Source organism: Mycobacterium sp. pUA109, assembly GCF_041287095.1.
Taxonomy (GTDB): Bacteria; Actinomycetota; Actinomycetes; order Mycobacteriales; family Mycobacteriaceae; genus Mycobacterium.
This window is the reverse complement of the sequence record NZ_JBGGKS010000012.1, coordinates 74598-97487: the sequence shown is the minus strand read 5'-3', so window position 1 is coordinate 97487 and position 22890 is coordinate 74598. Positions and strand designations below refer to the sequence as shown.

20 protein-coding genes are annotated in these 22890 nt (G+C 68.9%); 5 read left to right on the top strand and 15 right to left on the bottom strand.

Annotation, left to right across the window (positions count from 1 at the left end):
• Positions 1-7 precede the first annotated feature (7 nt).
• Genes ACAG26_RS15385 through ACAG26_RS15375 form a run of 3 tightly spaced genes read left to right on the top strand, consistent with a single transcriptional unit; the run spans position 8 to position 4204 of the window.
• Positions 8-1474 (top strand): class I adenylate-forming enzyme family protein, encoded by a 1467-nt coding sequence (locus ACAG26_RS15385; RefSeq protein ID WP_370483732.1) that lies wholly within the window; start codon positions 8-10, stop codon positions 1472-1474.
• A gap of 55 nt (positions 1475-1529) precedes the next feature.
• Positions 1530-3011, top strand: a complete 1482-nt coding sequence (locus ACAG26_RS15380; protein WP_370483618.1) for a biotin carboxylase — start codon at positions 1530-1532, stop codon at positions 3009-3011.
• Positions 3008-4204, top strand: a complete 1197-nt coding sequence (locus ACAG26_RS15375; RefSeq protein WP_370483616.1) for a serine hydrolase domain-containing protein — start codon at positions 3008-3010, stop codon at positions 4202-4204. The genes ACAG26_RS15380 and ACAG26_RS15375 overlap by 4 nt, the downstream gene beginning before the upstream one ends.
• Before the next feature lie 17 nt (positions 4205-4221).
• Here ACAG26_RS15375 and ACAG26_RS15370 read toward each other — a convergent pair whose 3' ends face one another.
• Genes ACAG26_RS15370 through fabG form a run of 4 tightly spaced genes read right to left on the bottom strand, consistent with a single transcriptional unit; the run spans position 4222 to position 8075 of the window.
• Positions 4222-4920, bottom strand: a complete 699-nt coding sequence (locus ACAG26_RS15370) for a GntR family transcriptional regulator (RefSeq protein ID WP_370483615.1) — start codon at positions 4918-4920, stop codon at positions 4222-4224.
• Positions 4921-4924: 4 nt separating this feature from the next.
• Positions 4925-6118, bottom strand: coding sequence for an acyl-CoA dehydrogenase family protein (locus ACAG26_RS15365; RefSeq protein ID WP_370483614.1), 1194 nt, complete (start codon positions 6116-6118; stop codon positions 4925-4927).
• Positions 6115-7338: an acetyl-CoA C-acetyltransferase gene (locus ACAG26_RS15360; protein ID WP_370483612.1), complete on the bottom strand. Its 1224-nt coding sequence runs from the start codon at positions 7336-7338 to the stop codon at positions 6115-6117. Before ACAG26_RS15360 ends, ACAG26_RS15365 begins: the two co-directional genes overlap by 4 nt.
• Positions 7335-8075: a 3-oxoacyl-ACP reductase FabG gene (gene fabG / locus ACAG26_RS15355; protein WP_370483610.1), complete on the bottom strand. Its 741-nt coding sequence runs from the start codon at positions 8073-8075 to the stop codon at positions 7335-7337. The genes ACAG26_RS15360 and fabG overlap by 4 nt, the downstream gene beginning before the upstream one ends.
• A 105-nt stretch (positions 8076-8180) precedes the next feature.
• Here fabG and ACAG26_RS15350 point away from each other — a divergent pair, with 105 nt between their 5' ends.
• Together ACAG26_RS15350 and ACAG26_RS15345 are read left to right on the top strand one after the other, a co-directional pair.
• Entirely contained in the window at positions 8181-9344 is a 1164-nt protein-coding gene (locus ACAG26_RS15350) for an acyl-CoA dehydrogenase family protein (RefSeq protein WP_370483608.1), read from the top strand.
• Between the two features lie 14 nt (positions 9345-9358).
• Complete coding sequence (locus ACAG26_RS15345; protein WP_370483606.1) at positions 9359-10180, top strand: mycofactocin-coupled SDR family oxidoreductase; 822 nt, start codon at positions 9359-9361, stop codon at positions 10178-10180.
• 36 nt (positions 10181-10216) lie between these two features.
• Here ACAG26_RS15345 and ACAG26_RS15340 read toward each other — a convergent pair whose 3' ends face one another.
• The 11 genes from ACAG26_RS15340 to ACAG26_RS15290 all read right to left on the bottom strand — a co-directional run bounded on the left by ACAG26_RS15340 (position 10217) and on the right by ACAG26_RS15290 (position 22768).
• The gene (locus ACAG26_RS15340) at positions 10217-11161 is read right to left on the bottom strand and encodes an alpha/beta hydrolase (protein ID WP_370483604.1); all 945 of its coding nucleotides are present in this window, start codon (positions 11159-11161) and stop codon (positions 10217-10219) included.
• 49 nt (positions 11162-11210) lie between these two features.
• Complete coding sequence (locus tag ACAG26_RS15335; protein ID WP_370483602.1) at positions 11211-11822, bottom strand: TetR/AcrR family transcriptional regulator; 612 nt, start codon at positions 11820-11822, stop codon at positions 11211-11213.
• Positions 11819-13171, bottom strand: a complete 1353-nt coding sequence (locus ACAG26_RS15330) for a flavin-containing monooxygenase (protein ID WP_370483600.1) — start codon at positions 13169-13171, stop codon at positions 11819-11821. The genes ACAG26_RS15335 and ACAG26_RS15330 overlap by 4 nt, the downstream gene beginning before the upstream one ends.
• 72 nt (positions 13172-13243) lie before the next feature.
• The gene (locus ACAG26_RS15325; protein ID WP_370483599.1) at positions 13244-14332 is read right to left on the bottom strand and encodes a phosphotransferase family protein; all 1089 of its coding nucleotides are present in this window, start codon (positions 14330-14332) and stop codon (positions 13244-13246) included.
• Positions 14329-15144, bottom strand: coding sequence for an SDR family NAD(P)-dependent oxidoreductase (locus ACAG26_RS15320; RefSeq protein ID WP_370483598.1), 816 nt, complete (start codon positions 15142-15144; stop codon positions 14329-14331). Before ACAG26_RS15320 ends, ACAG26_RS15325 begins: the two co-directional genes overlap by 4 nt.
• Complete coding sequence (locus tag ACAG26_RS15315) at positions 15141-16376, bottom strand: cytochrome P450 (RefSeq protein WP_370483596.1); 1236 nt, start codon at positions 16374-16376, stop codon at positions 15141-15143. The genes ACAG26_RS15320 and ACAG26_RS15315 overlap by 4 nt, the downstream gene beginning before the upstream one ends.
• A complete protein-coding gene (locus ACAG26_RS15310) occupies positions 16376-17431 on the bottom strand; it encodes an LLM class F420-dependent oxidoreductase (protein WP_370483595.1) in 1056 nt (351 codons plus the stop codon). Before ACAG26_RS15310 ends, ACAG26_RS15315 begins: the two co-directional genes overlap by 1 nt.
• Positions 17432-17504: 73 nt before the next feature.
• Positions 17505-18986, bottom strand: coding sequence for a neutral zinc metallopeptidase (locus ACAG26_RS15305; protein ID WP_370483593.1), 1482 nt, complete (start codon positions 18984-18986; stop codon positions 17505-17507).
• A gap of 95 nt (positions 18987-19081) precedes the next feature.
• The gene (locus ACAG26_RS15300) at positions 19082-19642 is read right to left on the bottom strand and encodes a cyclopropane-fatty-acyl-phospholipid synthase family protein (RefSeq protein WP_370483592.1); all 561 of its coding nucleotides are present in this window, start codon (positions 19640-19642) and stop codon (positions 19082-19084) included.
• Entirely contained in the window at positions 19611-20471 is an 861-nt protein-coding gene (fdhD, locus tag ACAG26_RS15295) for a formate dehydrogenase accessory sulfurtransferase FdhD (RefSeq protein WP_370483591.1), read from the bottom strand. The genes ACAG26_RS15300 and fdhD overlap by 32 nt, the downstream gene beginning before the upstream one ends.
• Positions 20471-22768, bottom strand: a complete 2298-nt coding sequence (locus ACAG26_RS15290; RefSeq protein ID WP_370483590.1) for an FdhF/YdeP family oxidoreductase — start codon at positions 22766-22768, stop codon at positions 20471-20473. The genes fdhD and ACAG26_RS15290 overlap by 1 nt, the downstream gene beginning before the upstream one ends.
• Positions 22769-22890: the final 122 nt, after the last annotated feature.

The window sequence follows — 22890 nt, the reverse complement described above, 5'->3', positions numbered from 1 at the left end:
CAAACCGATGGTGATCGATCCCGGCACCCGGCTCGGCTATGACCAGCTCGAGGCGACCACCCGCGACTTGGCCGCCGGGTTGATCGACGCCGGCGTCGGCAAAGGCACCCGGGTCGGGCTGATCATGCCCAACGGGGCCCGCTGGGTGCAGGTCGCGCTCGCGGCGACCCGCATCGGCGCGGTGCTGGTGCCGTTGAGCACGCTGTTGACCGCGCGTGAGCTGGTCGCGCAGCTCCGCGTCGCGTCGGTGCAGGTCCTGATCAGCGTCGAGGAGTTCCGCGGCCACCGCTATCTCGACGAGCTCGCCGGTCAGCTGACCGCACCCACCGAACTTCCTGCCCTGCGGCAGGTTTGGCACGCCGACCGGCTGGGGCAGGCCGCCGCGAGCGAGGCGGCCACCCAGATCGTCGATGCGTTGGCCGCCACGGTCACGCCCGCCGACCCGCTGGTGGTGATGTTCACCTCGGGCTCCAGCGGCCCCCCCAAGGGCGTGGTGCACTCGCACGGCAACGCGCTGCGCGCCGTGCAGTCGGGCTTGGCCGCCCGCTGCATCGACGCCGACACCCGGCTGTATCTGCCGATGCCGTTCTTCTGGGTGGGCGGCTTCGGCAGCGGTGTGCTGTCGGCGCTGCTGGCCGGCGCGACCCTGGTCACCGAGGAGATCCCGAAACCCGAGACCACCCTGGGGCTGCTGGAATCCGAACGGGTGACGCTGTTTCGGGGCTGGCCCGATCAGGCCGACACCCTGGCCCGGCACCGCGGCACCGCCGATCTGTCCGCGCTGCGAGCCGGCAGCCTGGAGGCCCTGCTGCCGCCGCAGCATCGCGCCCCGCACGGGGCCCGGGCCCGACTGTTCGGGATGACCGAAGCGTTCGGACCGTACAGCGGCTACGCCGGCGACATCGATATGCCGTCGTCGGCCTGGGGCAGCTGCGGAAAGCCCTTCCCGGGTATGCAGATCCGGATCGTCGACCCCGACACGGGCGTCGCGCTGCCGACCGGCGCGGTGGGCATGATCCAGATCCGCGGGCCGCACATCCTGCGCGGCATCTGCCGGCGCGGCCGCGAAGAGGTGTTCACCGTCGACGGCTTCTACCCCACCGGGGACCTGGGCCACCTCGACGACGACGGATTCCTGTTCTACCACGGCCGCTCCGACGACATGTTCAAGGTCAGCGGCGCCACCGTCTACCCCAGCGAGGTCGAACAGGCGCTACGCGCGATCGATGGCGTCGACGCCGCGTTCGTGACCCAGGTGTCCGACGCCGGCGTCGACCGGGTGGGAGCGCTGGTGGTGTGCGACGCGATGACGGTCGAGGAGCTGCGCCATCAGGCGCGCAAACTGCTCAGCGCCTTCAAGGTGCCGACGGTGTGGCGGCTGGTGGACTCCGACGAGGCGATACCGCGCGGATCCACCGGCAAGGTCGACCTGCGACGGGTGCGGCAGCTGCTGGCGGCGGGGCCGAATCATTGACCCGGTTCGCCGTGGCGGTTTCCAGAGGTCGCCGCCGCGGTGCACACTGGATCGCATGCAGGTATTGCACGCCGACGGCCCGGGGTCGCGCCGCGCGCTGAACGGCCTTCCGGACATCCGCGCGTTCTTTCACACCAACGCCGTGCCGCTGTACTTCATCTCACCGACCCCGTTCAACCTGCTCGGCATCGACCGCTGGGTACGAAACTTCTTCTACCTGACCTACTTTGAATCCTTCGAGGGCGCACACCCGCGCGTATTCGTCCCCCGGCGACGCGACCGCATCGATTTCGATTCCATGGGCGATGTGTGCAACCACCTGCTGCGCGATGCCGAAACGCTCGATTTCATCGACGGGCGAGGACCCGGCGGCAAAGCCTGCTTTGTGATGCTCGATGAGCAGACCCAGGCCCTGGCGCAGCAGGCGGGGCTCGGCATCATGCATCCGCCGGCTGAGCTGCGCCATCGCCTGGGCTCCAAGCTCGTCATGACGCGCCTCGCCGATCAGGCCGGGGTGCCCAGCGTGCCGCATGCGATCGGGCGTGCCGACTCCTACGACGATTTGCTGACGCTGGCCCACAGCGCCGGGCTGGGAGATGACCTGGTTGTCGAGGCCGCTTATGGCGACGCCGGCGATGCGACGTTCTTCGTACGCGGTCCGCGCGACTGGGACCACTGCGCCGCCGGCCTGGTAGACCAGCCGGAAGTCAAGGTCATGAAGCGCATCCGCAATGTCGAGGTGTGCATCGAGGGCGTGGTGACCCGGCACGGCACCGTGATCGGCCCGGCGATGACCAGCCTGGTCGGCTACCCGGAGCTGACGTCGCGCAAGGGTGGCTGGTGCGGCAACGACATCTGGCACGAGGTGCTCTCACCCGCACAAGCCCACGTCGCGCGAGACATGGTGAAAAAGCTGGGCGACGTGCTGAGCCGCGAAGGCTACCGCGGCTACTTCGAGGTGGACCTGTTGCGTGACCTGGACGCCGACAAGATCTACCTCGGCGAGGTGAACCCGCGCCTGTCCGGCGCCAGCCCGATGACGAATTTGACCACCGAGGCCTACGCCGACGTGCCGCTGTTCCTCTTCCACCTGCTGGAGTACCTGGATGTGGACTACGACATCGACATCGACGAGCTCAACGCCCGCTGGGAGCGCGGCTACGGCGGCGACGAGGTGTGGGGCCAGGTGATCATCAGCGAGACCTCCCCGGACGTCGAGCTGTTCACCGCGACCCCGCGCACCGGCGTGTGGCGCATCGACGACGACGGGCGCATCGCGTTTGCGCGGCCCGCCAACGACTGGGCCTCGGTGATCGACGGATCCGAGGCCTTCTACTTGCGCGTCGCGGCGCCCGGCGACTTACGCTGCGAGGGCGCCCAACTCGGCGTGCTCGTCACCCGCGGGCACCTGCAAACCGACGACTACCAGCTCACCGAGCGCTGTCGGCGCTGGGTGAAGGGTATTAAGACGAAGTTCGCCTCAACACCGCTGGCGCCGGCGACGCCGATCGTCTCGCGGCTTGTCGCACGCGCGTGAGCGGCGGATCCCAGTGCCGACCGGCCGGCATCGCATTGGGCAACTGGCTGTCGGCGCCCTACGCGCGGTGGTCCTTGCAGCATGTCGACGACATGGTGCCGACCGTGGTCATCTCGCGCGGGACCGGGCCGGCCGCGGTCTTGCCGGCGGCCCGCGCGCCGGTGGCCGAGATCCCGCTGACCGCCACCGGCGGGGTGTCCACCACCGTCGGCGCGGTGATGGACAGCACCGCCACCGACGGGTGGGCCGTCGCGCACCGCGGGTCGATGATCGCCGAAGAGTACGTCGACGGCCTGGGCGCCCAGACCCGCCACCTGTTGTTCTCGGTGAGCAAATCGCTGGTGGGCGCCGTCGTCGGCGCCCTGAACGGGGCCGGGGCGATCGAGCTGGACGCACCCGTCACCGCATTCGTGCCCGACCTGGCGACCTGCGGCTATCACGGTGCCACCGTGCGCCACCTGCTGGATATGCGCTCGGGTATCGCCTTTTCCGATGATTACGGCGACCCGGCCGCGGAAATCCACCTCCTCGACCAGGCCGTCGGGTGGGAACCCCGGAGCGGCCCAGCGGTGCCCGCCACGTTGTACGACTTCTTGCTGACCTTGCGGCAGAAGTCGGCCCACGGCGGCCCGTTCGAATATCGCTCGTGTGAAACCGATGTGCTCGGCTGGATCTGCGAGGTCGCCGGCGGCCAGCGGATGCCCGACCTGATGTCGGAGCTGCTGTGGAGCCGCCTCGGCGCGCAATGCGACGCCACCATCGGCGTCGACGCGGCCGGCGCCGGACTCTTCGACGGCGGCATCACCGCCTGCCTGACCGACATGATCCGGTTCGGGTCGCTGTTCGTGCGCGACGGCGTCTCATTGACCGGCCAGCAGGTGGTGCCGGCGGCATGGATCGCCGACACCCTCGACGGCGGTGCCGACTCACGTCAGGCGTTCGCCGCCAGCCCCGATGACACCGGCATGCCCGGCGGCATGTACCGCAACCAAGTGTGGCTGCCCTACCCGGGCGACAACGTGGTGTTGTGCCAGGGCATGTGCGGTCAGATGATCTACGTCAACCGCGCCGCGGGGATGGTCGGCGCCAAGTTATCCAGCCAGTCTCCAGCGCCGGAGGACCCGCACCTCCTGGCGGACACGCTGCGCGCATTCGATGCGGTGGCACATGAATTGACCGCCATCACCGGTTAGCCCACCGTGCCGACGGCTCAGCGGCGGCGCACGCTTGTCCGGCTGGCCGCATCGACCACCCCGTGCGCGATGAGGTGATCGATCAGCGGCGCCGCGCCGGCGGCCAGGTGCTCGGCCATGGCGGTGCGCGCCCCCTCCTCGTCCTGGTTGGCCAGCGCGGCCAACAGGCGGCGGTGGTGCTTGGTGGATTTCGCCGGCCAGCCGGCGACGGTGGGAAACACCGATTCCGGGGCGTACCGGGTGATCTGCGACATCAACTGGGCGAGCTTCGGCGAGTCGGCGGCAACATTGATGGCCCGGTGGAACTCGTGGTTGAGCCGCACCGCGCGTTCCTCATCGTCGCGGGCGTAGGCGTCCTCCAGCTGGTGCTGGATCGCCTCGAGGTCACGGACCTGCGCCGCGCTGATGTTGGCCGCGGCCCGGGCGGCCAGTTCCCCGCCGATGTGCGCCTGGACGTCGGACACGTCGACGATGTCGCGACCGGTCACCGGCAGCACCACAAAGCCGCGGTGCGGCTGCTGCTCGAGCAGGCCCTCGGCCCGCAGACCGAACAGGGCCTCGCGCACCGGGGTGACGCTGATGCCCAACTCGGCGGCCAGCTGGTCCAGCCGCACATACTCCCCGGCCGGGTAGCTGCCGTTGAAGATCCGCTTGCGCACGAACCGGGCCACATCTTCGGAAAGCTGTGACCGGGCCGGGAAGTCGGGGGCGCTCACCGCTCTAGATCCGGTAATCGGCCAGCAGCCGTTTGCTGATGATCTGTTTTTGGATCTCGCTGGTGCCCTCCCCGATCAGCAGGAACGGGGCGTCGCGCATCAGCCGTTCGATCTCGTACTCCTTGGAGTAGCCGTAGCCGCCGTGGATCCGGAAGCTCTGCTGGGTGACCTCCGAGCAGAATTCGCTGGCCAGGTATTTGGCCATCCCGGCGGCGACGTCGTTGCGTTCCCCGGAGTCCTTGAGCCGTGCGGCGTTGACCATCATCAGGTGTGCGGCCTCCACCTTGGTCGCCATTTCGGCCAGCTGGAAGGCGATGGCCTGATGCTCGGCGATCGGTTTCCCGAACGTCTGGCGTTGCTGGGCGTAGCGCGCCGCCAGTTCGAACGCCCGGATCCCCACGCCGCACGCCCGCGCCGACACGTTGACCCGACCCACCTCGATGCCGTCCATCATCTGGACGAAGCCCCGGCCGGGGGCTCCGCCGAGAACGTCGTCGGCCGCCGCCCGGTAGCCATCGAAGATCAGCTCGGTGGTGTCGATGCCCTTGTAGCCCAGCTTGTCGATCTTGCCGGGGATGGTCAGCCCCGGCGCGACTTCACCGAAACCGGTGGGCTTTTCGATCAAGAACGCGGTCAGGTTGCGGTGCGGTTTGTCCGCGCCCTCGTCGGTGCGCACCAGGGCCGCCACCAACGTCGAGCTGCCGCCGTTGGTCAACCACATCTTCTGGCCGTCGATGGTGTAGCCGCCGTCGGGATTCCGGACCGCCCGGGTCCGGATCGCCGCGACATCGGAGCCCAGTTCGGGCTCGGACATCGAAAACGCGCCACGGGTTTCGCCGGTCGCCATCCGGGGCAGATACCGCCGCTTCTGCGCGTCGGTGCCGTGCTGACGCAGCATGTAGGCGACGATGAAATGGGTGTTGATCACCCCGGAGACACTCATCCAGCCGCGGGCCAGTTCCTCCACGCACAGCGCGTAGGTGAGCAGGGATTCGCCGAGGCCACCGTATTCTTCGGGGATCATCAGGCCAAACAGGCCCATCTCCCGCATCGCGTCGACGATGGCCTGCGGGTAGGTGTCGGTGCGCTCGAGTTCCGCCGCGGTGGGGACGACCTCCTTGTCGACGAATTGGCGCACCGTGGAAATGATTTCGGTTTGAAACTCGGTCAGACCGAGGGTTTGCGCAAGCCGGGTCATGGGGCACCCACCCTTTCGAAGACCGCGGCCAGCCCCTGCCCGCCGCCAATGCACATGGTTTCTAGCCCGTACCGGCCCCGACGCCGGACCAGCTCCCGGGCCAGGCTGGCCAGCATCCGCCCGCCGGTGGCCCCCACCGGATGCCCCAGCGAGATCCCCGAGCCGTGCACATTGGTGCGTTCCCGGTCGGCGGCGGTAAAGCCCCATTCGGCCATCACCGCCAGCGCCTGCGCGGCGAAGGCTTCGTTGAGTTCAATCAGGTCGATGTCGGCGAGCCGCAGGCCGGCCTTGGCCAGCGCGACCTCGGTCGCGGGCACCGGTCCGATACCCATCAGGTGGGGCGCCACCCCCGCCGCACCCCAGGACACCAGCCGCACCAACGGCGTCAGCCCGAGTTCGTCGGCCTTCTCCGGCGTGGTCACCACGCACATCGAGGCCGCGTCGTTTTGGCCGCTGGCGTTGCCGGCGGTGACCGTCGCCTCCGGATCCTGCGCCAACAGCACGGGTTTGAGCTTGCTTAGCGACGCCACCGTGGTGTCCGCGCGCGGGTGCTCATCGGTGTCGATGACGTCCTCGCCACGGCGGCTGGGCACGGTGACCGGGATGATCTCGTCGGCGAACACGCCGTTTTTTTGGGCGGCCACCGCACGCTGATGCGAGGTCACCGCCAACTCGTCCTGCTCGCGGCGGGTGATGCCGTAGTCCCGGCGCAGGTTCTCGGCGGTCTCCAGCATCCCGCCGGGCACCGGGTAATGCCGTCCGCCGGCCGTGGTGCGACCGCGTGCCAGACCGTCGTGCACCCGCACCCCGCTCCGCGCCCCGCCCCAGCGCATATCGGTGGAATAGAACACCACATTGCTCATGCTTTCCGCGCCACCGGCGATCACCACCTGGTGGTCGCCGCTGGCGACCTGCAGGCAGGCCTGGATCACCGCCTGCAGACCCGACCCGCACCGGCGGTCGACCTGCATGCCCGGAACCGTCACCGGCAGGCCGGAATCCAGGGCCACCACCCGCCCGATCGCGGGCGCCTCACTGCTGGGATAGCAGTGCCCAACGATGACGTCGTTGACGGCGTCGACCGGGATGCCGGTGCGCGCCAGGAGGCCTTGGAGGGCGGCGACCCCGAGGTCGACGGCGGTCAGCGACTTGAACATCCCGCCGTAGCGGCCGATCGGGGTGCGCACCGGCTCGCAGATCACCGCCTCGCGGATGCTCATAGGTGCCGACCACCGGTCACCTCGAGGACGGTGCCGGTCATGTAGGACGACAGGTCCGACGCCAAAAACAGCGCGACCTTGGCCACCTCCTCGGGCTCGCCGGCCCGCCCCATCGGCACCTCGGCGACTTTCGAATCCCAGATGCGTTGCGGCATCGCCTCGGTCATCGCCGAGCGGATCAGCCCCGGCTGGATGGCATTGACCCGCACACCCAGATACGCCAACTCCTTGCTGGCGGCCTTGGTCATCCCGACGATGCCGGCCTTGGCCGCCGAATAATTCGTCTGCCCGACCATGCCGACCTTGCCGGAAATCGAGGACATGTTGACGATGGCGCCGCGCTTGTTCTCCCGCATGATCGCCGCGGCCGCGCGCAGCCCGTTCCAGGTGCCCTTCAAATGCACGGCGATGACCTGGTCGAACTGGTCCTCGGTCATCTTGCGCAGGGTGGCGTCGCGGGTGATGCCGGCGTTGTTCACCATGATGTCCAGGTCGCCGAACGTGTCTACCGCCGCGCCGACGAGCGCGTCGACGTCGGCGGCCTGGGTGACATCGCACCGCACCGCCACCGCCACGTCGGCACCGCCGAGCCGCTCGGCGGCGGATTCGGTGGCCGCCAGGTTCACATCACCGAGCACCACTCGGGCGCCCTCGGCGACGAACCGTTCCGCGATGGCGAACCCCAAACCCTGCGCACCACCGGTGATGACCGCCGTCTGGCCGGTCAGCAACGTCATGTGATCACCCGTCCTTCTCCGCGTTCCTGCGGTCATCCTATTTCATATATGATCGCGGCGGCCAACCGGTCGCCCCGGCAGCATCGATGAGGAGGTGTGGTGCCGATGAGTGAAGTCAGCGACGACGATTTCGCCGAGATCCTGGCCCAGACTCGCCAGTTCGTCCGTACCGCGGTGGTGCCGCGGGAGGCGCAGATCCTGGCCGAGGACCGGGTGCCCGACGACCTGCGCGACCAGGCCAAAAAGATGGGCCTGTTCGGCTACGCGATTCCGCAGCAGTGGGGCGGACTGGGGCTGAACCTGGCCCAGGACGTGGAACTGGCGATGGAGTTGGGCTACACGTCGCTGGCGGTGCGGTCGATGTTCGGTACCAACAACGGGATCGCCGGCCAGGTGTTGGTCGGGTTCGGCACCGAGGAGCAAAAGTCGCGCTGGCTGGCCCCGATCGCGGCCGGCGACGTCGTCGCCTCGTTTGCGCTGACCGAGCCCGGCGCGGGCTCCAATCCGGCCGGACTGCACACCAAAGCCGTTTGCGACGACACGGATTGGCTGATCTCCGGGCAGAAGCGATTCATCACCAATGCGCCGGTCGCCGACCTGTTCATCGTGTTCGCCCGCACCCGGCCCGCCGACGACCAGGGCGCGGGCATCGCCGTGTTCCTGGTGCCCGCGGATGCGACCGGGGTCCAGGTCGGGGTCAAGGACGCCAAGATGGGTCAGGAAGGGGCCTGGACCGCCGACGTCAGCTTCACCGACGTGCGGGTGCCCGCCGCCGCACTGGTCGGCGGCAGCGAGGATCTCGGCTACCGGGCGGCGCTGACCTCGTTGGCCCGCGGCCGGGTGCACATCGCCGCGTTGGCGGTCGGTGCCGCCCAACGCGCGCTCGACGAGTCCGTGGCCTACGCCGCCACCGCCACCCAGGGCGGCACACCGATCGGCAACTTTCAGCTGGTGCAGGCGATGCTCGCCGACCAGCAGACCGGGGTGCTGGCCGGCCGGGCGATGGTGCGCGACGCCGCCCGCGCGTGGGTGGCCGACGAGGACCGCCGGATCGCGCCCTCGGCGGCGAAACTGTTCTGCACCGAGATGGCCGGCACGGTCGCCGATCTCGCGGTCCAGATCCACGGCGGCAGCGGCTACATGCGTGGCGTCCCGGTCGAACGCATCTACCGCGACGTCCGGCTGCTGCGCTTGTATGAGGGCACCAGCGAAATTCAGCGCCTGATCATCGGCGGCGGTTTGGTCAAAGCCGCGCAACGTCAATCATGAATCGAGGAGTGCACATGACCGGTCGGCTTACGGACAAGGTGGCGTTCGTCACCGGCGCGGCACGCGGGCAGGGCCGCGCGCACGCCGTGAAGATGGCCACCGAGGGCGCCGACATCATCGCCGTCGACGTGGCCGGCAAGCTGCCCGACTGCGTGCCCTATGACCCGGCGACGCCGGAGGATCTCGCCGAAACCGTGCGTCTGGTCGAAGCCACCGGCCGTCGAATCCGGTCCAGCATCGTCGACACCCGGGACTATGACGGGCTGCGCGACGCCGTCGCCGACGGGGTGGCCGCCCTGGGGCGGCTGGACATCATCGTCGCCAATGCCGGTATCACCGCGCCGCAGGTCTGGGACGCCATCACCCCCGAGTCGTTTCGCGATGTGCTGGACGTCAACGTGACCGGCACCTGGAACACGGTGATGGCCGGCGCCCAACACATCATCGACGGCGGCCGCGGCGGCTCGATCATCCTGATCAGCTCGGCCGCCGGGCTCAAGCTGCAGCCGTTCATGGTGCACTACACGGCCAGCAAGCATGCGGTGACCGGGATGGCCCGCGCGTTCGCCGCCGAGTTGGGTAAGCATTCGATTCGGGTCAACAGCCTGCACCCGGGGGCGGTCAACACCCCGATGGGGACCGGTGACATGTTGGCGGCGCTGAACAAAGCCAACGAGTCCAATCCGCAGCTGACCCACATGGTCACGCCGTTTCTTCCCGATTGGGTGGCCGAGCCGGAAGACATCGCCGACGCGGTGTGCTGGCTGGCCAGTAGCGAGTCGCGACTTGTCACCGCGGCGCGGATCGCGGTCGATCTCGGCTCCACCCAGTACTGAGTCCTCCACCGCGAGCAGACGCGAAAGTCCCCCGAATCAGCCGATTTCGGGGGCTTTTGCGTCTGCTCGCGCCACCGAGCGCCCGAACAGCCGGGCCAGGAACGTCACCTGATGCTCGACCACCCGCTCGAACCAGGGATGGCCGGGCCAGACATCGAAGTGGTCACACGGGTAGTGGCGCACCTGCGCGCGGGCATGCACCGCGGTTTTGACCACCGAGCTCGCCGGAACGTACCGGTCGAAGTCGGCGACCTGCACCAGCACCGGGCAGCGCAGCCTCTTGGCGGACGGGTTCGCCCGGATCCGGCCGACTTCCAGGCCCACCGCGCAGTCGACCTCGTTGCGCCAGGTCGGCCCGGCGATCCCCAGATAGCTCTCATATGCGCCGTCGAGGGCCAGCGCGCCCGGTTCACCGGGACGGCCCACCAGCGGCATCAGCGTCGCACCCCTGCCCGCGGCCACCGCGACACGGCTTTTCACCCCGGTCAGCGTCCAGCGCAGGGCGGCGGGCAGGTCGCTGTGCACCACCGCGGCACGCCCGACCGCCAGGCCGTTGGTCAGCGGGGTCATCGCGATCACCGCCGCGACGTCGTCGCGGTCGGCGGCCACGTGCAGCACGTGACCGCCCGACAAGGACGGGCCCCACAACACGATGCGGTCCGGGTCCACGCCGGTCAGGCGTTGCGCCGCGGCCACCGCCGCCTGATAGTCGTGGATCTGCCGTTTGATCGAAATGCTTTGCCGCGGTTGCCCGTGCGACGCGCCGAAGCCGCGGAAGTCGAACGCCAGCACGTCGGCCCCGGCGGCGGCGAACCGCTCGGCGAACGGCGCTAACCCCGAATCCTTGGTGCCCCCGAAGCCGTGCGCCATCACCACCGCCGGCCGGCCGGCCGGGCCGGCCAGCCGGTCGCCCGCAGCGGGGAAATGCCAGCCGCTGCAGGCCACCCCGGCGCTGTCAAACGTGATCTCGGCGGGGCTCATGAGCGCCGCTCCTCCTCATCGCTCCGCTCGGCATCGTCGTCGGCGCGGCTCATGGCGTCAGCCCGTACACCGAGCTCAACCAGATCGCCGCGGCACCGTCCATCAGCTGCTGACGGGTCAGCGCTCCACCGGTGGTGAGCCGCTCCAGCATTCGGTCGTTGAAGTCCAACAACACCGATGCCAGCACCGTGGCGTCCAGCCCGTCGCACGCGGCGCCGGCGGCCCGTTCGGCGCGGATCATGCCGGCCACCGAGTCGACGAAGGACTCGCGGGCGTTATCCCACAGCTCGCGCACCGCGGGGCTGTGGCCGCGGGCCTGCAGCATTGCGGCGAACAGGTGCTGGTGCCGCTCCCAGGTGTCGAACAGCCCGTCGAGCATGGTGTAGACCCGGGCGCGCGGGGAGTCGGCGCCCAGGGTGAAAACGTCGTTGACGAAGAAGGTGTCGTCGTACATCCGCTCCATCAGCGCGGCGACGGCGGCCGCCTTGTTTTCGAAGTAGAAGTAGAACGCCGACCGGGACACCCCGGCCTGGCGGGCCACCGCGGCCAGGTTCACCGCATCAAAACTCGATTCCTGCAGGCAGCGGTCCAGCGCGTCCAGGATCGCGTCGCGGCGGGCGTCGCTGGGTTGCGGCGGGCGGCGGTCGGTGACCGATCTCATGCCGGGGTCACCTCCATCGGCGCCGAGCGCGCTGCGGCGCGCCGGATTCCGGCCGGCAACTCGCGGGTCCGAATGTCGTGTTCGTAGTAGAAGTAGTCCACCTGCTGGGTGTGCCGGGGCCGATCGGTGCAGTGCCCGGCGTGCAGCTGTTGGTCGGCGTCGATCACGCGTTCCATCTCCGCGGCACTGGGTAGCGCGTAGCGTCCCACGGCGTAGGCGGCCAGCAGCCGGGACTGACACTCCACGAACGGGAATAGGGTCGGCACCGACTGCGCGAACCCGATGAAGACCAAATCGTCGATGCCGGGTTTGAACATCCGCTTGTAGAGCCGAATGTGGTTGTCCGGGGCGCTGATGAAGTCCGGGTCGAAAAACGGGAAGGTGATGTTGTAGCCGGTGGCGTAGACGATCACGTCGAAGTCGTCGTGGGTGCCGTCGTCGAAGTGCACGGTGGCGCCGTCCAACCGGGCGACGTTGGGTTTGGGGATCACGTCCCCGGAGCCGAGCCGCAGCGGCAACTCCACCGACTGGGTGGGATGCGCTTCGAACAGCTTGTGATTGGCGGGCGGCAACCCGTACAGGGTCGGGTCGATGCCAAGCAGCGGCGCAGTCAGTTGGAGCGCCTTGCGCTGCCAGGACAACGGCAGATACGGCGTGGTGCGCCAGAACATGTCGCCGGGCCGGCCGGCGAGGTATTTCGGAACGATCCAGGCGCTGGACCGGGTGGACAGCGTGACCCGGTTCTGCAGCGCCTTGGAGGACAGTTCGACGGTGATGTCGGCGGCGCTGTTGCCGATCCCGACGACCAGGATGCGCTTGCCGGTCAACGCCAGCGGCGTCTGGGGGTCGATGTAGTGGTGGGAATGGATGGTCTGGCCGGTGAAGGTGCCGGGGAATTGCGGCAGCCGCGGGTCCCAGTGGTGCCCGTTGCCGACGACCAGCAGATCGAAAGGCCGGGTGTTGCCGGCCTGGTCCTCGATCTCCCACCCGCCGCCGTCGAGCCGACGGGCGTGCACCACACCGTTGCTGAACTCGATGTTGTCCAACAGCCCGAAGGCCTCGGCGTAGGCGTCCAGGTAGGCCTTGATTTCGGAATGATGCGGAAACGCGGGATAGTGCTCGGGTATCGGAAAATCCTGGAACGACAACCGATATTTCGACGTGTCGATGTGCAGGGACCGGTACGCACTGGAATGCCCGTTGGGGTTGCCGAACGCCCAGTTGCCGCCGACGCGGTCGGACAGCTCGAAGGTGGTGTAGGGCACGCCATAATCGTTGAGCATCTTGCCGGCCGTCAGGCCACTGATACCGGCGCCGATGACCGCCGTGCGCGGGAGTTGTTGATCCACGGCCCACTTCCTCACTATGCCGGCCCAGCCTACGCAGCGCGTCTGACAGCTGTCAATGATTGCTGACAGTCGTCACGAGGCGGCGTTCTCGACCAGATCCAGCGTCCCCAGCTCGCGGACGGCCCGGCAGCTGCGTCGCAGCATGGTGACGATCATGTCGTCACCGCGGTCGGTGCCGACCGCGAAGGCAAAGCCGAGCGCGGAGATCAACAACGCCTGGATGGCCCCGAACCGGTAATCCTGCCAGCATGTTTCGCGGTCGTAGTCGGAGACGCCGTAGTCCAGTAGGGCGGTGTGGTACTCCCCCACCAGGTCTCGTTCGAGGGCGGCCCGCAGCCCCGGCTCCAGGCTGGTGGCGGTGAAGAACGCGAGATCACGGGTGGGGAGGCCGACCCCCAACGTCTGCCAATCGACCACCCGGATGGCGCTGCCGTCCGGCACGAACAGCATGTTGTCCAGGCGGTAGTCGCCGTGGATCAGGCTGAACCGCTCGGGCCGCGCCAGCACCCACGGGGTCACCACGTCCATTGCCGCTTTGAGCGTGGCACAGTCGGCCGCGTCCAGTTTCGCGCCGAGCTTCTCGACGGTGATGTCGGCGCTCATCCGGGCGACGTCACCCATCCCCTTGGCCCCCGCCGCGTCCAGCTGCGTCATCGCCAGGCCGGGGAAGGTGGGCCACTCCGGGCCGCACCAGGTGGGCCCGTGCAGCCCGGCCAGGGCGCGCACCGCCAGCCGGGCCTGCTGTTCCCCGCAGCCGGCGATCTGGTCGCCCTGCGCCGCCGGCGCCTCATCGGCGAGCAGCAGCACGTAGTCGGCGGCGTCCGCGCTGATCTCACAGTGAAAGCACTGCGGCACCGGGATTTTCACCCGGTCGGCCACCGCGGCGTAGAACGCGCATTCGCTGCGGTAGCCCAGGGCGACCCGGTCCCGGACGGTGTCGTCGCCGGCGGGCAGCTTGATCACGAAGGTATCCGGCAGGCCGCCCGGATCGCTCGCGTAACGGACCGACACCCGGTAGGTGGCCCCGGTTTGCCCGGTCCCGACGGGCTGCACATCCACCTCGCGCACCTCGACGGGCTCGCCGCGCGCACCCAGCACCCCCGACAGCCACCCGCTGGTCACGTCGGTGGGGTAACGCGGGATCGACGCCACGGGATTCATCGGGGGTGTCCTTCCGGTTGCTCGGGTGCTGCGCGTTGTTGGGCCACGAATCGGATCGCCATGCGCTGCAGCAGCCCGGGCGCCAGCCGGGCGAACAGCCAGCCGGCGTGGGCCCGGCGCGGTGCCACCAGCAGCGCACGGTTGCGCTGGATGGCGCGCAGGGTATCGCGGGCCAATCGGTCGGGGTGGTAGAAGTTTTTGCCGCCCTGGCCTTTCCGGTAGTAGTCGCGGCCGTTAACGCTGCCGATCAGCCCCTTGTCCAGGATCGGGGTCTCCACCGCGGTGGGGCACACGGCCAGCACGCCGACGCCGTGGGCGGCGGCTTCGGTGCGCAGCGCCAGCGACAGGCCCACCACCGCGTGTTTGGTCATCACATAGCTGGTGATCAGCCCGGCCGCCGCCAGCCCGGCCATCGACGCCGTGTTGACGATGTGGCCGTGGCCCTGACGGATCATCACCGGGTAGGCGGCCGCCACCCCGTGCACCACCCCGCGGATGTTGACGTCGATGATCGCGTTCCACTGGTCCAGCGTCAGCAGCTCGGTGTCCCCCACCCAGGTGATGCCGGCGTTGTTGAACATCAGATCCAGCCGGCCGGTCCGGTCCACCACCTCGTCGACGACGGCCCGCACGGCGGCGGCGTCGGTCACGTCCAGCCGCGCCGCGCGTGCCCCCAACGGGTCGGCGGTGCCGGCGGCGGCGTCCCCGTCGATGTCGGTGCAGACCACGTCGACGCCGGCGCCGGCCAGCGCCCGGCACAGCGCGGCCCCGATGCCGGATCCGGCGCCGGTGACGATGGCGGTGCGGGTCACCGCACCGAGTACCGGATCGGCAGGTGTTTGAGCCCGCCGACGAACGTCGTCGCGATGTGCTGTGGCGCACCGGCGAGTTCGACGGAGTCCAGCCGCTGCAGCAGCTCGGTGAAAAAGCTGTTCACCTCCATGCGGGCCAGCGCGGCCCCCATACAGAAGTGCACGCCGTAGCCGAACGCGACGTGCTTATTGGGGTCGCGGGCAACATCGAAGGTGAACGGGTCGTCGAAGATCTCCTCGTCGCGGTTGGCCGACGGATACGACAGCAGCACCGACTCGCCCGCGGCGATGTCGACACCGCGGATCGAGGTGTCGACGGCGGCGGTGCGCATGAATGCTTTGACCGGGGTGACCCAGCGGATCATCTCCTCAACGGCCAGCGGCATCAAGCCGAGATCGGCGCGCAGCTTCTCCCGCTGCTCCGGGTGCTCGATCAACGCCAGCATGCCGCCGGAAATGGTGGCGCTGGTGGTGTCGTGGCCGGCGGCGGCGATCAGCACGTAGTAGGAGACGGTGTCGATATCGGACAGCGGCTCGCCGTTGATGCGGGCGTTGGCGATCACCGAAGCCATGTCCTCGGTGGGGTTTTCCCGCCGCGATGCGGTCACCTCGGTGAAGTATTGGAACATTTCCAACAGCGCCGTCACCTCCTCGCCGGGCGGGACGTCGCGCTTGAGTTCGTCGTCGTCGTTCCCGAACAGTTCCTGGGTAAGTTTGAGCATCATCGGGAAATCGGATTCCGGCAGGCCCAGCAGCGACAGGATCACATACAGCGGATAGTTCACCGCGACCTCTTGGACGAAGTCGCACTCCGGGCCCGCCGCCATCATCTTGTCGACGTAGATTTTGGCGAGTTCGTCGACGCGGGCCTTCAGCGCCCGCATGGCTTTGGGCCGAAACCAGTCGGCGCCAATCGCCCGCATCGCGCGGTGCTGCGGGTCGTCCATGTGGATCAGCGTGCGCACCCCGATATTGGCCTGCCGCTCATCGTTGTCCGCGGTCACCAGCACCGGACGCGGCCAGTTGGTGAACAGCGTGTTGTTGCGTTCGATTTCCATGATGTCCGCGTGTTTGGTGATCGCCCAAAACGGCCGGTAGGACGGGACGTCGACCCAGGACACCGGGGCGTGACCGCGTAGATGCCGCAGCGCCTCATGCAGTTTCGGCTCGTCGGTGTAGGCCTTCGGGGTGGCGAACAGCTGGGCGGCTGCATCGATAATCCGCGTGCTCATCAGTTCCTCCCTGAGACGGTCACGTGAGTCCGCAAGTCGTTCACGATGGCGGTCACCGTGGACTCGGAAACGCCGGACAGAAAACCCGGTAGGACGCGGTCGATCACCCCGTGACAGCGCTCGCGCAGCTTGGCGGCCACGTCCCCGGTCGGCGCGACGACGGCGAACGCCTCGAGGACCTCGTCGTCGATCAGCGTGCCCATCTCGTCCCAGGCACCGCGCAGCGACAACCGGTGCAACTCGGTGTGTAGCTCATCCCAGCCGTGCAGGTCGAGCACCGCCCGGTAGGCCGGCGTCGACGCGTAGAACGCCAGCTGTTTGCGGGTCGCGGCGGCCGCCGCCTGCAGTTCGGCGTCGGTGTCGCCGGTCACCACGAACACCGGCGCCGACAGCTGAAATGCGCTGCGCTCCCGCCCAGCCCGCCGCAGGCCGCGCTGCAGCGCCGGGACGGTCACCTCCGCGAGGTAGCGCCGGGTGGTGAAGGCGTGGGCGTGCATGCCGTCGGCGACCTCACCGCACAGCTCGGTCATCGCTTCGCCGACGGCGGCGAGGAAGATCTTCGGGACGCCGTGCGGCTGGGGTTCGGGGGTGAACATCGGCGTCATCAGCTTGTGGGTGTAGAACTCGCCGTCGAAACCCAGCTTGGTGCCGTCTTGCCAGGCCGTCCAGATCGCCCGCAGCGCCACCACGAATTCGCGCATCCGGCGCACCGGGTGGCTCCACGGCATGGAAAATCGTTTCTCGATGTGCGGCCGGATCTGGGTGCCCAGGCCCAAATTGAGCCGGCCCTGCGAGTACGCCTGCAGATCCCAGCCGACGTTGGCGACGGTCATCGGGTTACGCGCGAACGCCACCGCAATGCTGGTGCCCACCTCCAGCCGCGAGGTGTGTTCGGCGGCCAGCAACAGCGGCAGGAACGGGTCGTGGTTGATCTCCCCGACCCAGCAGCCGTCATAGCCGTCGCGTTCCAATTCGCCGGCCGCCCGCGCCACCCGGTCCAGCCGGTTGGGCAGCCCCCGGTCGACCTTGAGGCCCTGGCCGGGTCCCGGGCTCATGCCCGCCACCGGCACCCGCTTCGCATGTGAAAGAAGCTACAGTAAGCCATTCAGTATGGTCAACGGCCGGTGCTCACGGGAAGCGTTGGAAGCACCGGTCCTTGTCGCCGTCGAGCAGCCCGGAGCGGAACGCGAGGATCCGGGTAAAGCCGGCGGGCACGGTGTTGCCGTTGACGTCGCTGGCCACCAGGCCGTTGGCCAGGATTCCGGAGACGGCTTCGTCGAGGTCGCCGGCGGACAGAATCAGGCCCTTGCCCTCGGCGATACCGCTCGGATCGGCCATCCCGCGCTGCCCCACCCCGGTCAGACACGCGGTGCGCAGCCCCGCCATCGCCGACGTGAGCCCCGCCCCGCGTTCGCGCTGCACCGCCAGCGCATAGCGTGACATGACCACCGAGAAGGCGGTGTCGTCGCCTTGCAGCATGACCTTGTTGGCCTCGTTGGCGGACTGTCCCATCTCCTGCAGGGCGGGCAGGTCGATGTTGATGGTGTTGGTGGCCGGGCAGTACGAGGCGGGTGGGCTGGGTTCGGCGTCCGCGCACTTCCCGGCGTCATAAGACAGCGTGGGCGGCTCCTTGGGGGCGAAGATCCGGTTCATCACATCCATCAGTGTCGACAGGTTGTCCTTGTCGATGGGGACTTCCCCGCTCTCCACCCGGCCGGTGTTTTCCACCCGCAGCGACATGGGCAGGTCGCCGCGGCGTTGTTCGATTTCCTTGAGGTCGATGGCCGCGCAGGCCGGGGTGCCGGTGTCAAAGCCGATCTGAAATGCGCTGACCCGGTCCAGGGCGGTGCCGTGGCCCTCCTTGATCCCCTCTTCCTCCCCCGGCCGCAGCACGTCGTCGCGGATCTGGATGAGCCCGGCCAGCAGGTGGTTGAGGCCGTCGGTGGTGCTCAGGGTGAAGCGCGGCGACTGGCCTTCGGCCACCCAGCGCATGTACACCCCGGCGAAACAGTCCGCCTGCTGCTCGGCGACGATGGTCGGGGTCTTGCGGATGTCGACCAGCTTGGACATGTCCTGCAATGCGTGCCCGTACTCGTGCGCCAGCACCCCGGTGACCGAGATGTCGCCGTAGTATTTTTGCCCGGTCGGCAGCAGGACGCCGCGATCCCAGGCAATCAGTTTGCATTTGAAGCTGTAGAAGGCGTTGGGCTCCTTGTAGGTCCGGGTGCCGCAGACCTTGGGGCTGGACGGATCACTCGAATCGTAGGAGATGAGTTTCTCGACCGGGGTGAACGTGGTGCCGTTGAGTCCGTCGTAGTTCTGCTGCCAATAGTCCTGGATGTCGTTGACCGACAGCAGCGCCAACTTGTCGATTTTCCCGTTGTCGGTGTGCTCCACCGTGCCGGTGGGTGCCGGAGCGTTGTCGCGCGGCCCGCTGGGGCCCTCGGTCACCGGTAACCCCCCGACCCGCGCCGGGTTGTAGAGCATCGACACCGCCTGCCCGTCGACCACCGACGCGCATCCGGCCAGCACCAGCGCAGCGCAGGCACCGATAATCGCCGCCGTCTTTGGTGCTCGAGCCCGGCCCCGCCGGTCGCGACCTTGATCCATGTGCCAACCTCGTCTCGGGCGTCGTCAGGCGGCGCGGTTGCCGCAACCAGCGGAACCAGAATACTGTCCCAGCCCCGCTGTGTTGGGCGGGAATTTCACGACGTCGGCAGCGGCGCCCGGGCCAGCAGCCAGGCCTCGCCGCCTCCTTCGCCGGTGTCAATCAGCTCCAGGTCGGTGAACGCGGCGGGCAGTTCGCCGGCGCTGGCCCGGAACGGCCCGGCCACGGCGCCGACTTCGCTGAGCGCGCTGATCGCCAGCAGCCCGCCGGGCGCCAGCCGCGCGATAATCGCCTGGTCGAGGCGGCGGTCCCGGAACTTGTGGCACACGATGACGTCGGCGGGCGGCCCGGGCGGCAGACCACCGTCGAGATCCACCACCTCCAGCCGGCACCGGTCGCCGACTCCACTGCGCCGGGCCAGCTTTCGCGCTTGATCGATGGCCACCGGCGATACGTCGACGCCGACCACGTCCAGCCCGCGGCGGGCCAGCCAGACGGCGGCCAGCCCTTGTCCGCAGGCGAGCTCCAGGGCGTGTCCCGCGGTGGGAAACAGGTGTTGGTGGGGCAGGAAAACCGGGGGTGGGCCGATCAGGGTGACCGGTGCCGCACCGCGGCCGGCGTATCTGTCATCCCAGCGGAGGCGGTCCTGGCGGCTCACCCGCCCACCCTACGAGGCGGTCGGGCCGGGTGTAGACGTTCATCGATTCGCCGCGCAGGAACGCCACCAGGGTCAGCCCGGACTGGCTGGCCAGGTCGACGGCCAACGAGGACGGCGCGGACACCGCGGCCAGCAGCGGCACCCCGGCCATGACGGCCTTCTGGGTCAGCTCGAACGACGCCCGACCGCTGACCAGCAAGGCCGTGCCGGCCAGCGGGATCCGGTGATGTTCCAGCGCCCACCCGATAACCTTGTCGACGGCGTTGTGCCGGCCGATGTCCTCCCGCACCGCCAGCATGGCGCCGTCGGCGCCGAACAGCGCCGCGCCGTGCAGCCCGCCGGTGCTGGCAAAGACCTTCTGCGCGTCCAGCAGCTGCCCCGGCATGGCCGCCAGGGTCGCGGCGGCCAGCCGGACCGGATCGTCACCCGGGCAGTACCGACTGGTCAGCCGCACCGCATCCAGCGACGCCTTGCCGCACACACCGCACGATGAGGTGGTGTAGAAGTTGCGGGTGACGTCCACGTCGGGCGCCGGGACGTGCGGCGCCAACGTCACGTCCAGCACGTTGTAGGTGTTGATTCCCGCGTCGGTGGCCCCCCGGCAGTATTGGACGGCGACGATGTCGTCACGGCCAGCGATGACCCCCTCGGTCAGCAGGAAGCCTTGCGCCAGTTCGACATCCGAACCCGGGGTGCGCATGGTGACGGTGATCGGGGTGCCGTTGACCCGGATCTCCAGCGGCTCCTCGACGGCCAGGGTCTCCGGCCGGGTCACGCTGCGCTCGGCGGTCAAGTGCCGGGCCCGCCGCCGGGCGGTCACCCGGCCCATCAGCGCCGCTCCAGCCGGACGACGATCGCCTTGGACGCCGGGGTGTTCGATTTGGCGGCGACGTGGTCCAGCGCCACCAGGGCATTGGTCTCCGGGTAGTAGGCGGCGGCGTTACCGACCGGGGTCTGGTAGGCCACCACCATGAAGTCGGCAGCGCGGCGCTCCTGGGTGCGGCCGTCGCCGTCGGGGAACTCCGACACCAGGTCCACCCGGTCCCCGGCGGTCAACCCGAACCGCGCGATGTCGGCGGGGTTCACGAAGACCACCCGGCGCCCGCCTTTGACCCCGCGGTAGCGGTCGTCGAGCCCGTAGATGGTGGTGTTGTACTGGTCGTGGCTGCGCAGGGTCTGCAGCACCAACCGGCCGGTCGGCACCTTCACCCACTGCAGCGGGTTGGTCGCGAAGTTGGCTTTGCCGCTGACGGTGGGGAATTCGCGGGCGTCCCGCGGCGGGTGCGGCAGCTGAAAGCCGTCGGGGGCACGGACTTTGGTGTTGTAGTCGGCGCAGCCGGGCACTACCGCGGCGATCGCGTCGCGGATGGTGTCGTAGTCGCCGACGAACTGTTCCCAGGGCACCGGGTGATCGGGGCCGAGCAGCGCGCGGGCCAGCCCGCAGACGATCGCCACCTCGCTGCGCACCTGCTCGCCGGGCGGGCTGAGGCGGCCGCGGGACAGATGCACCATCGACATCGAATCCTCCACGGACACCTGCTGTTTGACGCCGTTTTGGATGTCGCGGTCGGTGCGTCCCAGCGACGGCAAGATCAGCGCGGTGCGGCCGTGCACCAGGTGGCTGCGGTTGAGTTTGGTGGACACCTGAACGGTCAGCGCGCAGGCGCGCAGCGCGGCCTCGGTGACCGCGGTATCCGGGGTGGCCGAGGCGAAGTTGCCGCCCATCCCCAGGAACACCGATGCGCGACCGTCGCGCATGGCGCGGATCGCATCCACGGTGTCCAACCCGTGCTGGCGGGGGCTGACGATGCCGAACCGGGCGTCCAGCGCGGCCAGGAACTCCTCGGGCATCTTCTCCCAGATACCCATGGTGCGGTCGCCCTGAACATTGGAATGCCCGCGCACCGGGCATAATCCGGCGCCCGGTTTGCCGATCATCCCGCGCATCAACAGCAGGTTGGTGACCTCGGCGATCGTCGGCACCGCGTGCCGGTGTTGGGTCAGTCCCATCGCCCAGCAGGCCACCGTGCGGTCGGATTCGGCGAGCATCTGGGCGACCCGCTGCAGTTGGGCCTGCTCGATCCCGGTGGCCTCGTAGACCGTGTCGAAATCGACGGCGCGGGTGCGGGCCTCGTATTCGGCGAAGTTGGCGCAATACCCGGCGATGAAGTCGCGGTCGACGATGGTGCCGGGTGCGCGGTCGTCGGCCTCCAGCAGCAGCCGGCCCAGGCCGGCGAACAACGCCATGTCGCCGCCGAGCCGGATTTGGACGAACTCGTCGGCGATCGGCACCCCGTGCCCGACCACCCCGTGCACCTTCTGCGGATCCTTGAACCGGATCAGCCCGGCCTCCGGCAGCGGGTTGACCGCGATGATCTTCGCGCCGTTGGCCTTGGCCTTCTCCAGCACCGACAGCATCCGGGGATGGTTGGTGCCCGGGTTCTGCCCGGCGATGATGATCAGGTCGGCGTGGGTGAGGTCCTCCACGGTCACCGAGCCCTTACCGATGCCGATCGCGTCGACCAGCGCGGTGCCCGAAGATTCGTGGCACATGTTGGAGCAGTCCGGCAGGTTGTTGGTGCCGAAGCTGCGCACCAGCAGCTGGTAGCAGAACGCGGCCTCGTTGCTGGTGCGCCCGGAGGTGTAGAACACCGCCTGGTGGGGGCTGTCCAGGGCGCGCAGGTGCTCGACGATCACCCGGTAGGCGTCGTCCCAGCCGATCGGCCGGTAGTGGTCGTCGCCGGGGCGCAGCACCATCGGATGGGTGAGCCGGCCCTGCTGGGACAGCCAGTATTCCGGGCGTTCGGTCAGCTCCGCGATCGAGTGCCGGGCGAAGAACTCCGGGGTGACGACCCGCCGGGTGGCTTCCTCGGCGACCGCCTTGGCGCCGTTCTCGCAGAACTCGGCGGCCTTGCGGCCACCGTGTTCCTCGGGCCAGGCGCAGCCGGGGCAGTCGAACCCGTGCCGCTGGTTCAGCCGGGTCAGCGACGCCGCGGTCCGCCACGCCCCCATCGATGACAGCCCGCGCTGCAGCGACACCAGCACCGCTTTGACGCCGGCGGCTTCCCGCTTGGGGCCGGTCGCCAGCACCGCGTGTTCGTCGTAATCGGCATCGATGTCGCTCACCGGCGCCTCCTCACGACGTGTTCCCCGTGGCCAGGCTGACCCCCAGCCCGGTCATTGTCCCAAAATGCCGGTGGACGCCACGAGCGGGTGAGCCGCAACGCTGCCCGCCTGCGCGTTGGCCG

Bases quoted from the DNA above. Each gene is read 5' to 3' on its own strand.
- ACAG26_RS15385 (WP_370483732.1), top strand. From the start codon at position 8: ATGGTGATCGATCCCGGCACCCGGCTCGGCTATGACCAGCTCGAGGCG.
- ACAG26_RS15380 (WP_370483618.1), top strand. From the start codon at position 1,530: ATGCAGGTATTGCACGCCGACGGCCCGGGGTCGCGCCGCGCGCTGAAC.
- ACAG26_RS15365 (WP_370483614.1), bottom strand. From the start codon at position 6,118: ATGACCCGGCTTGCGCAAACCCTCGGTCTGACCGAGTTTCAAACCGAA.
- ACAG26_RS15360 (WP_370483612.1), bottom strand. From the start codon at position 7,338: ATGAGCATCCGCGAGGCGGTGATCTGCGAGCCGGTGCGCACCCCGATC.
- fabG (WP_370483610.1), bottom strand. From the start codon at position 8,075: ATGACGTTGCTGACCGGCCAGACGGCGGTCATCACCGGTGGTGCGCAG.
- ACAG26_RS15350 (WP_370483608.1), top strand. From the start codon at position 8,181: ATGAGTGAAGTCAGCGACGACGATTTCGCCGAGATCCTGGCCCAGACT.
- ACAG26_RS15345 (WP_370483606.1), top strand. From the start codon at position 9,359: ATGACCGGTCGGCTTACGGACAAGGTGGCGTTCGTCACCGGCGCGGCA.
- ACAG26_RS15340 (WP_370483604.1), bottom strand. From the start codon at position 11,161: ATGAGCCCCGCCGAGATCACGTTTGACAGCGCCGGGGTGGCCTGCAGC.
- ACAG26_RS15335 (WP_370483602.1), bottom strand. From the start codon at position 11,822: ATGAGATCGGTCACCGACCGCCGCCCGCCGCAACCCAGCGACGCCCGC.
- ACAG26_RS15325 (WP_370483599.1), bottom strand. From the start codon at position 14,332: ATGAATCCCGTGGCGTCGATCCCGCGTTACCCCACCGACGTGACCAGC.
- ACAG26_RS15315 (WP_370483596.1), bottom strand. From the start codon at position 16,376: ATGAGCACGCGGATTATCGATGCAGCCGCCCAGCTGTTCGCCACCCCG.
- ACAG26_RS15310 (WP_370483595.1), bottom strand. From the start codon at position 17,431: ATGAGCCCGGGACCCGGCCAGGGCCTCAAGGTCGACCGGGGGCTGCCC.
- ACAG26_RS15305 (WP_370483593.1), bottom strand. From the start codon at position 18,986: ATGGATCAAGGTCGCGACCGGCGGGGCCGGGCTCGAGCACCAAAGACG.
- fdhD (WP_370483591.1), bottom strand. From the start codon at position 20,471: ATGGGCCGGGTGACCGCCCGGCGGCGGGCCCGGCACTTGACCGCCGAG.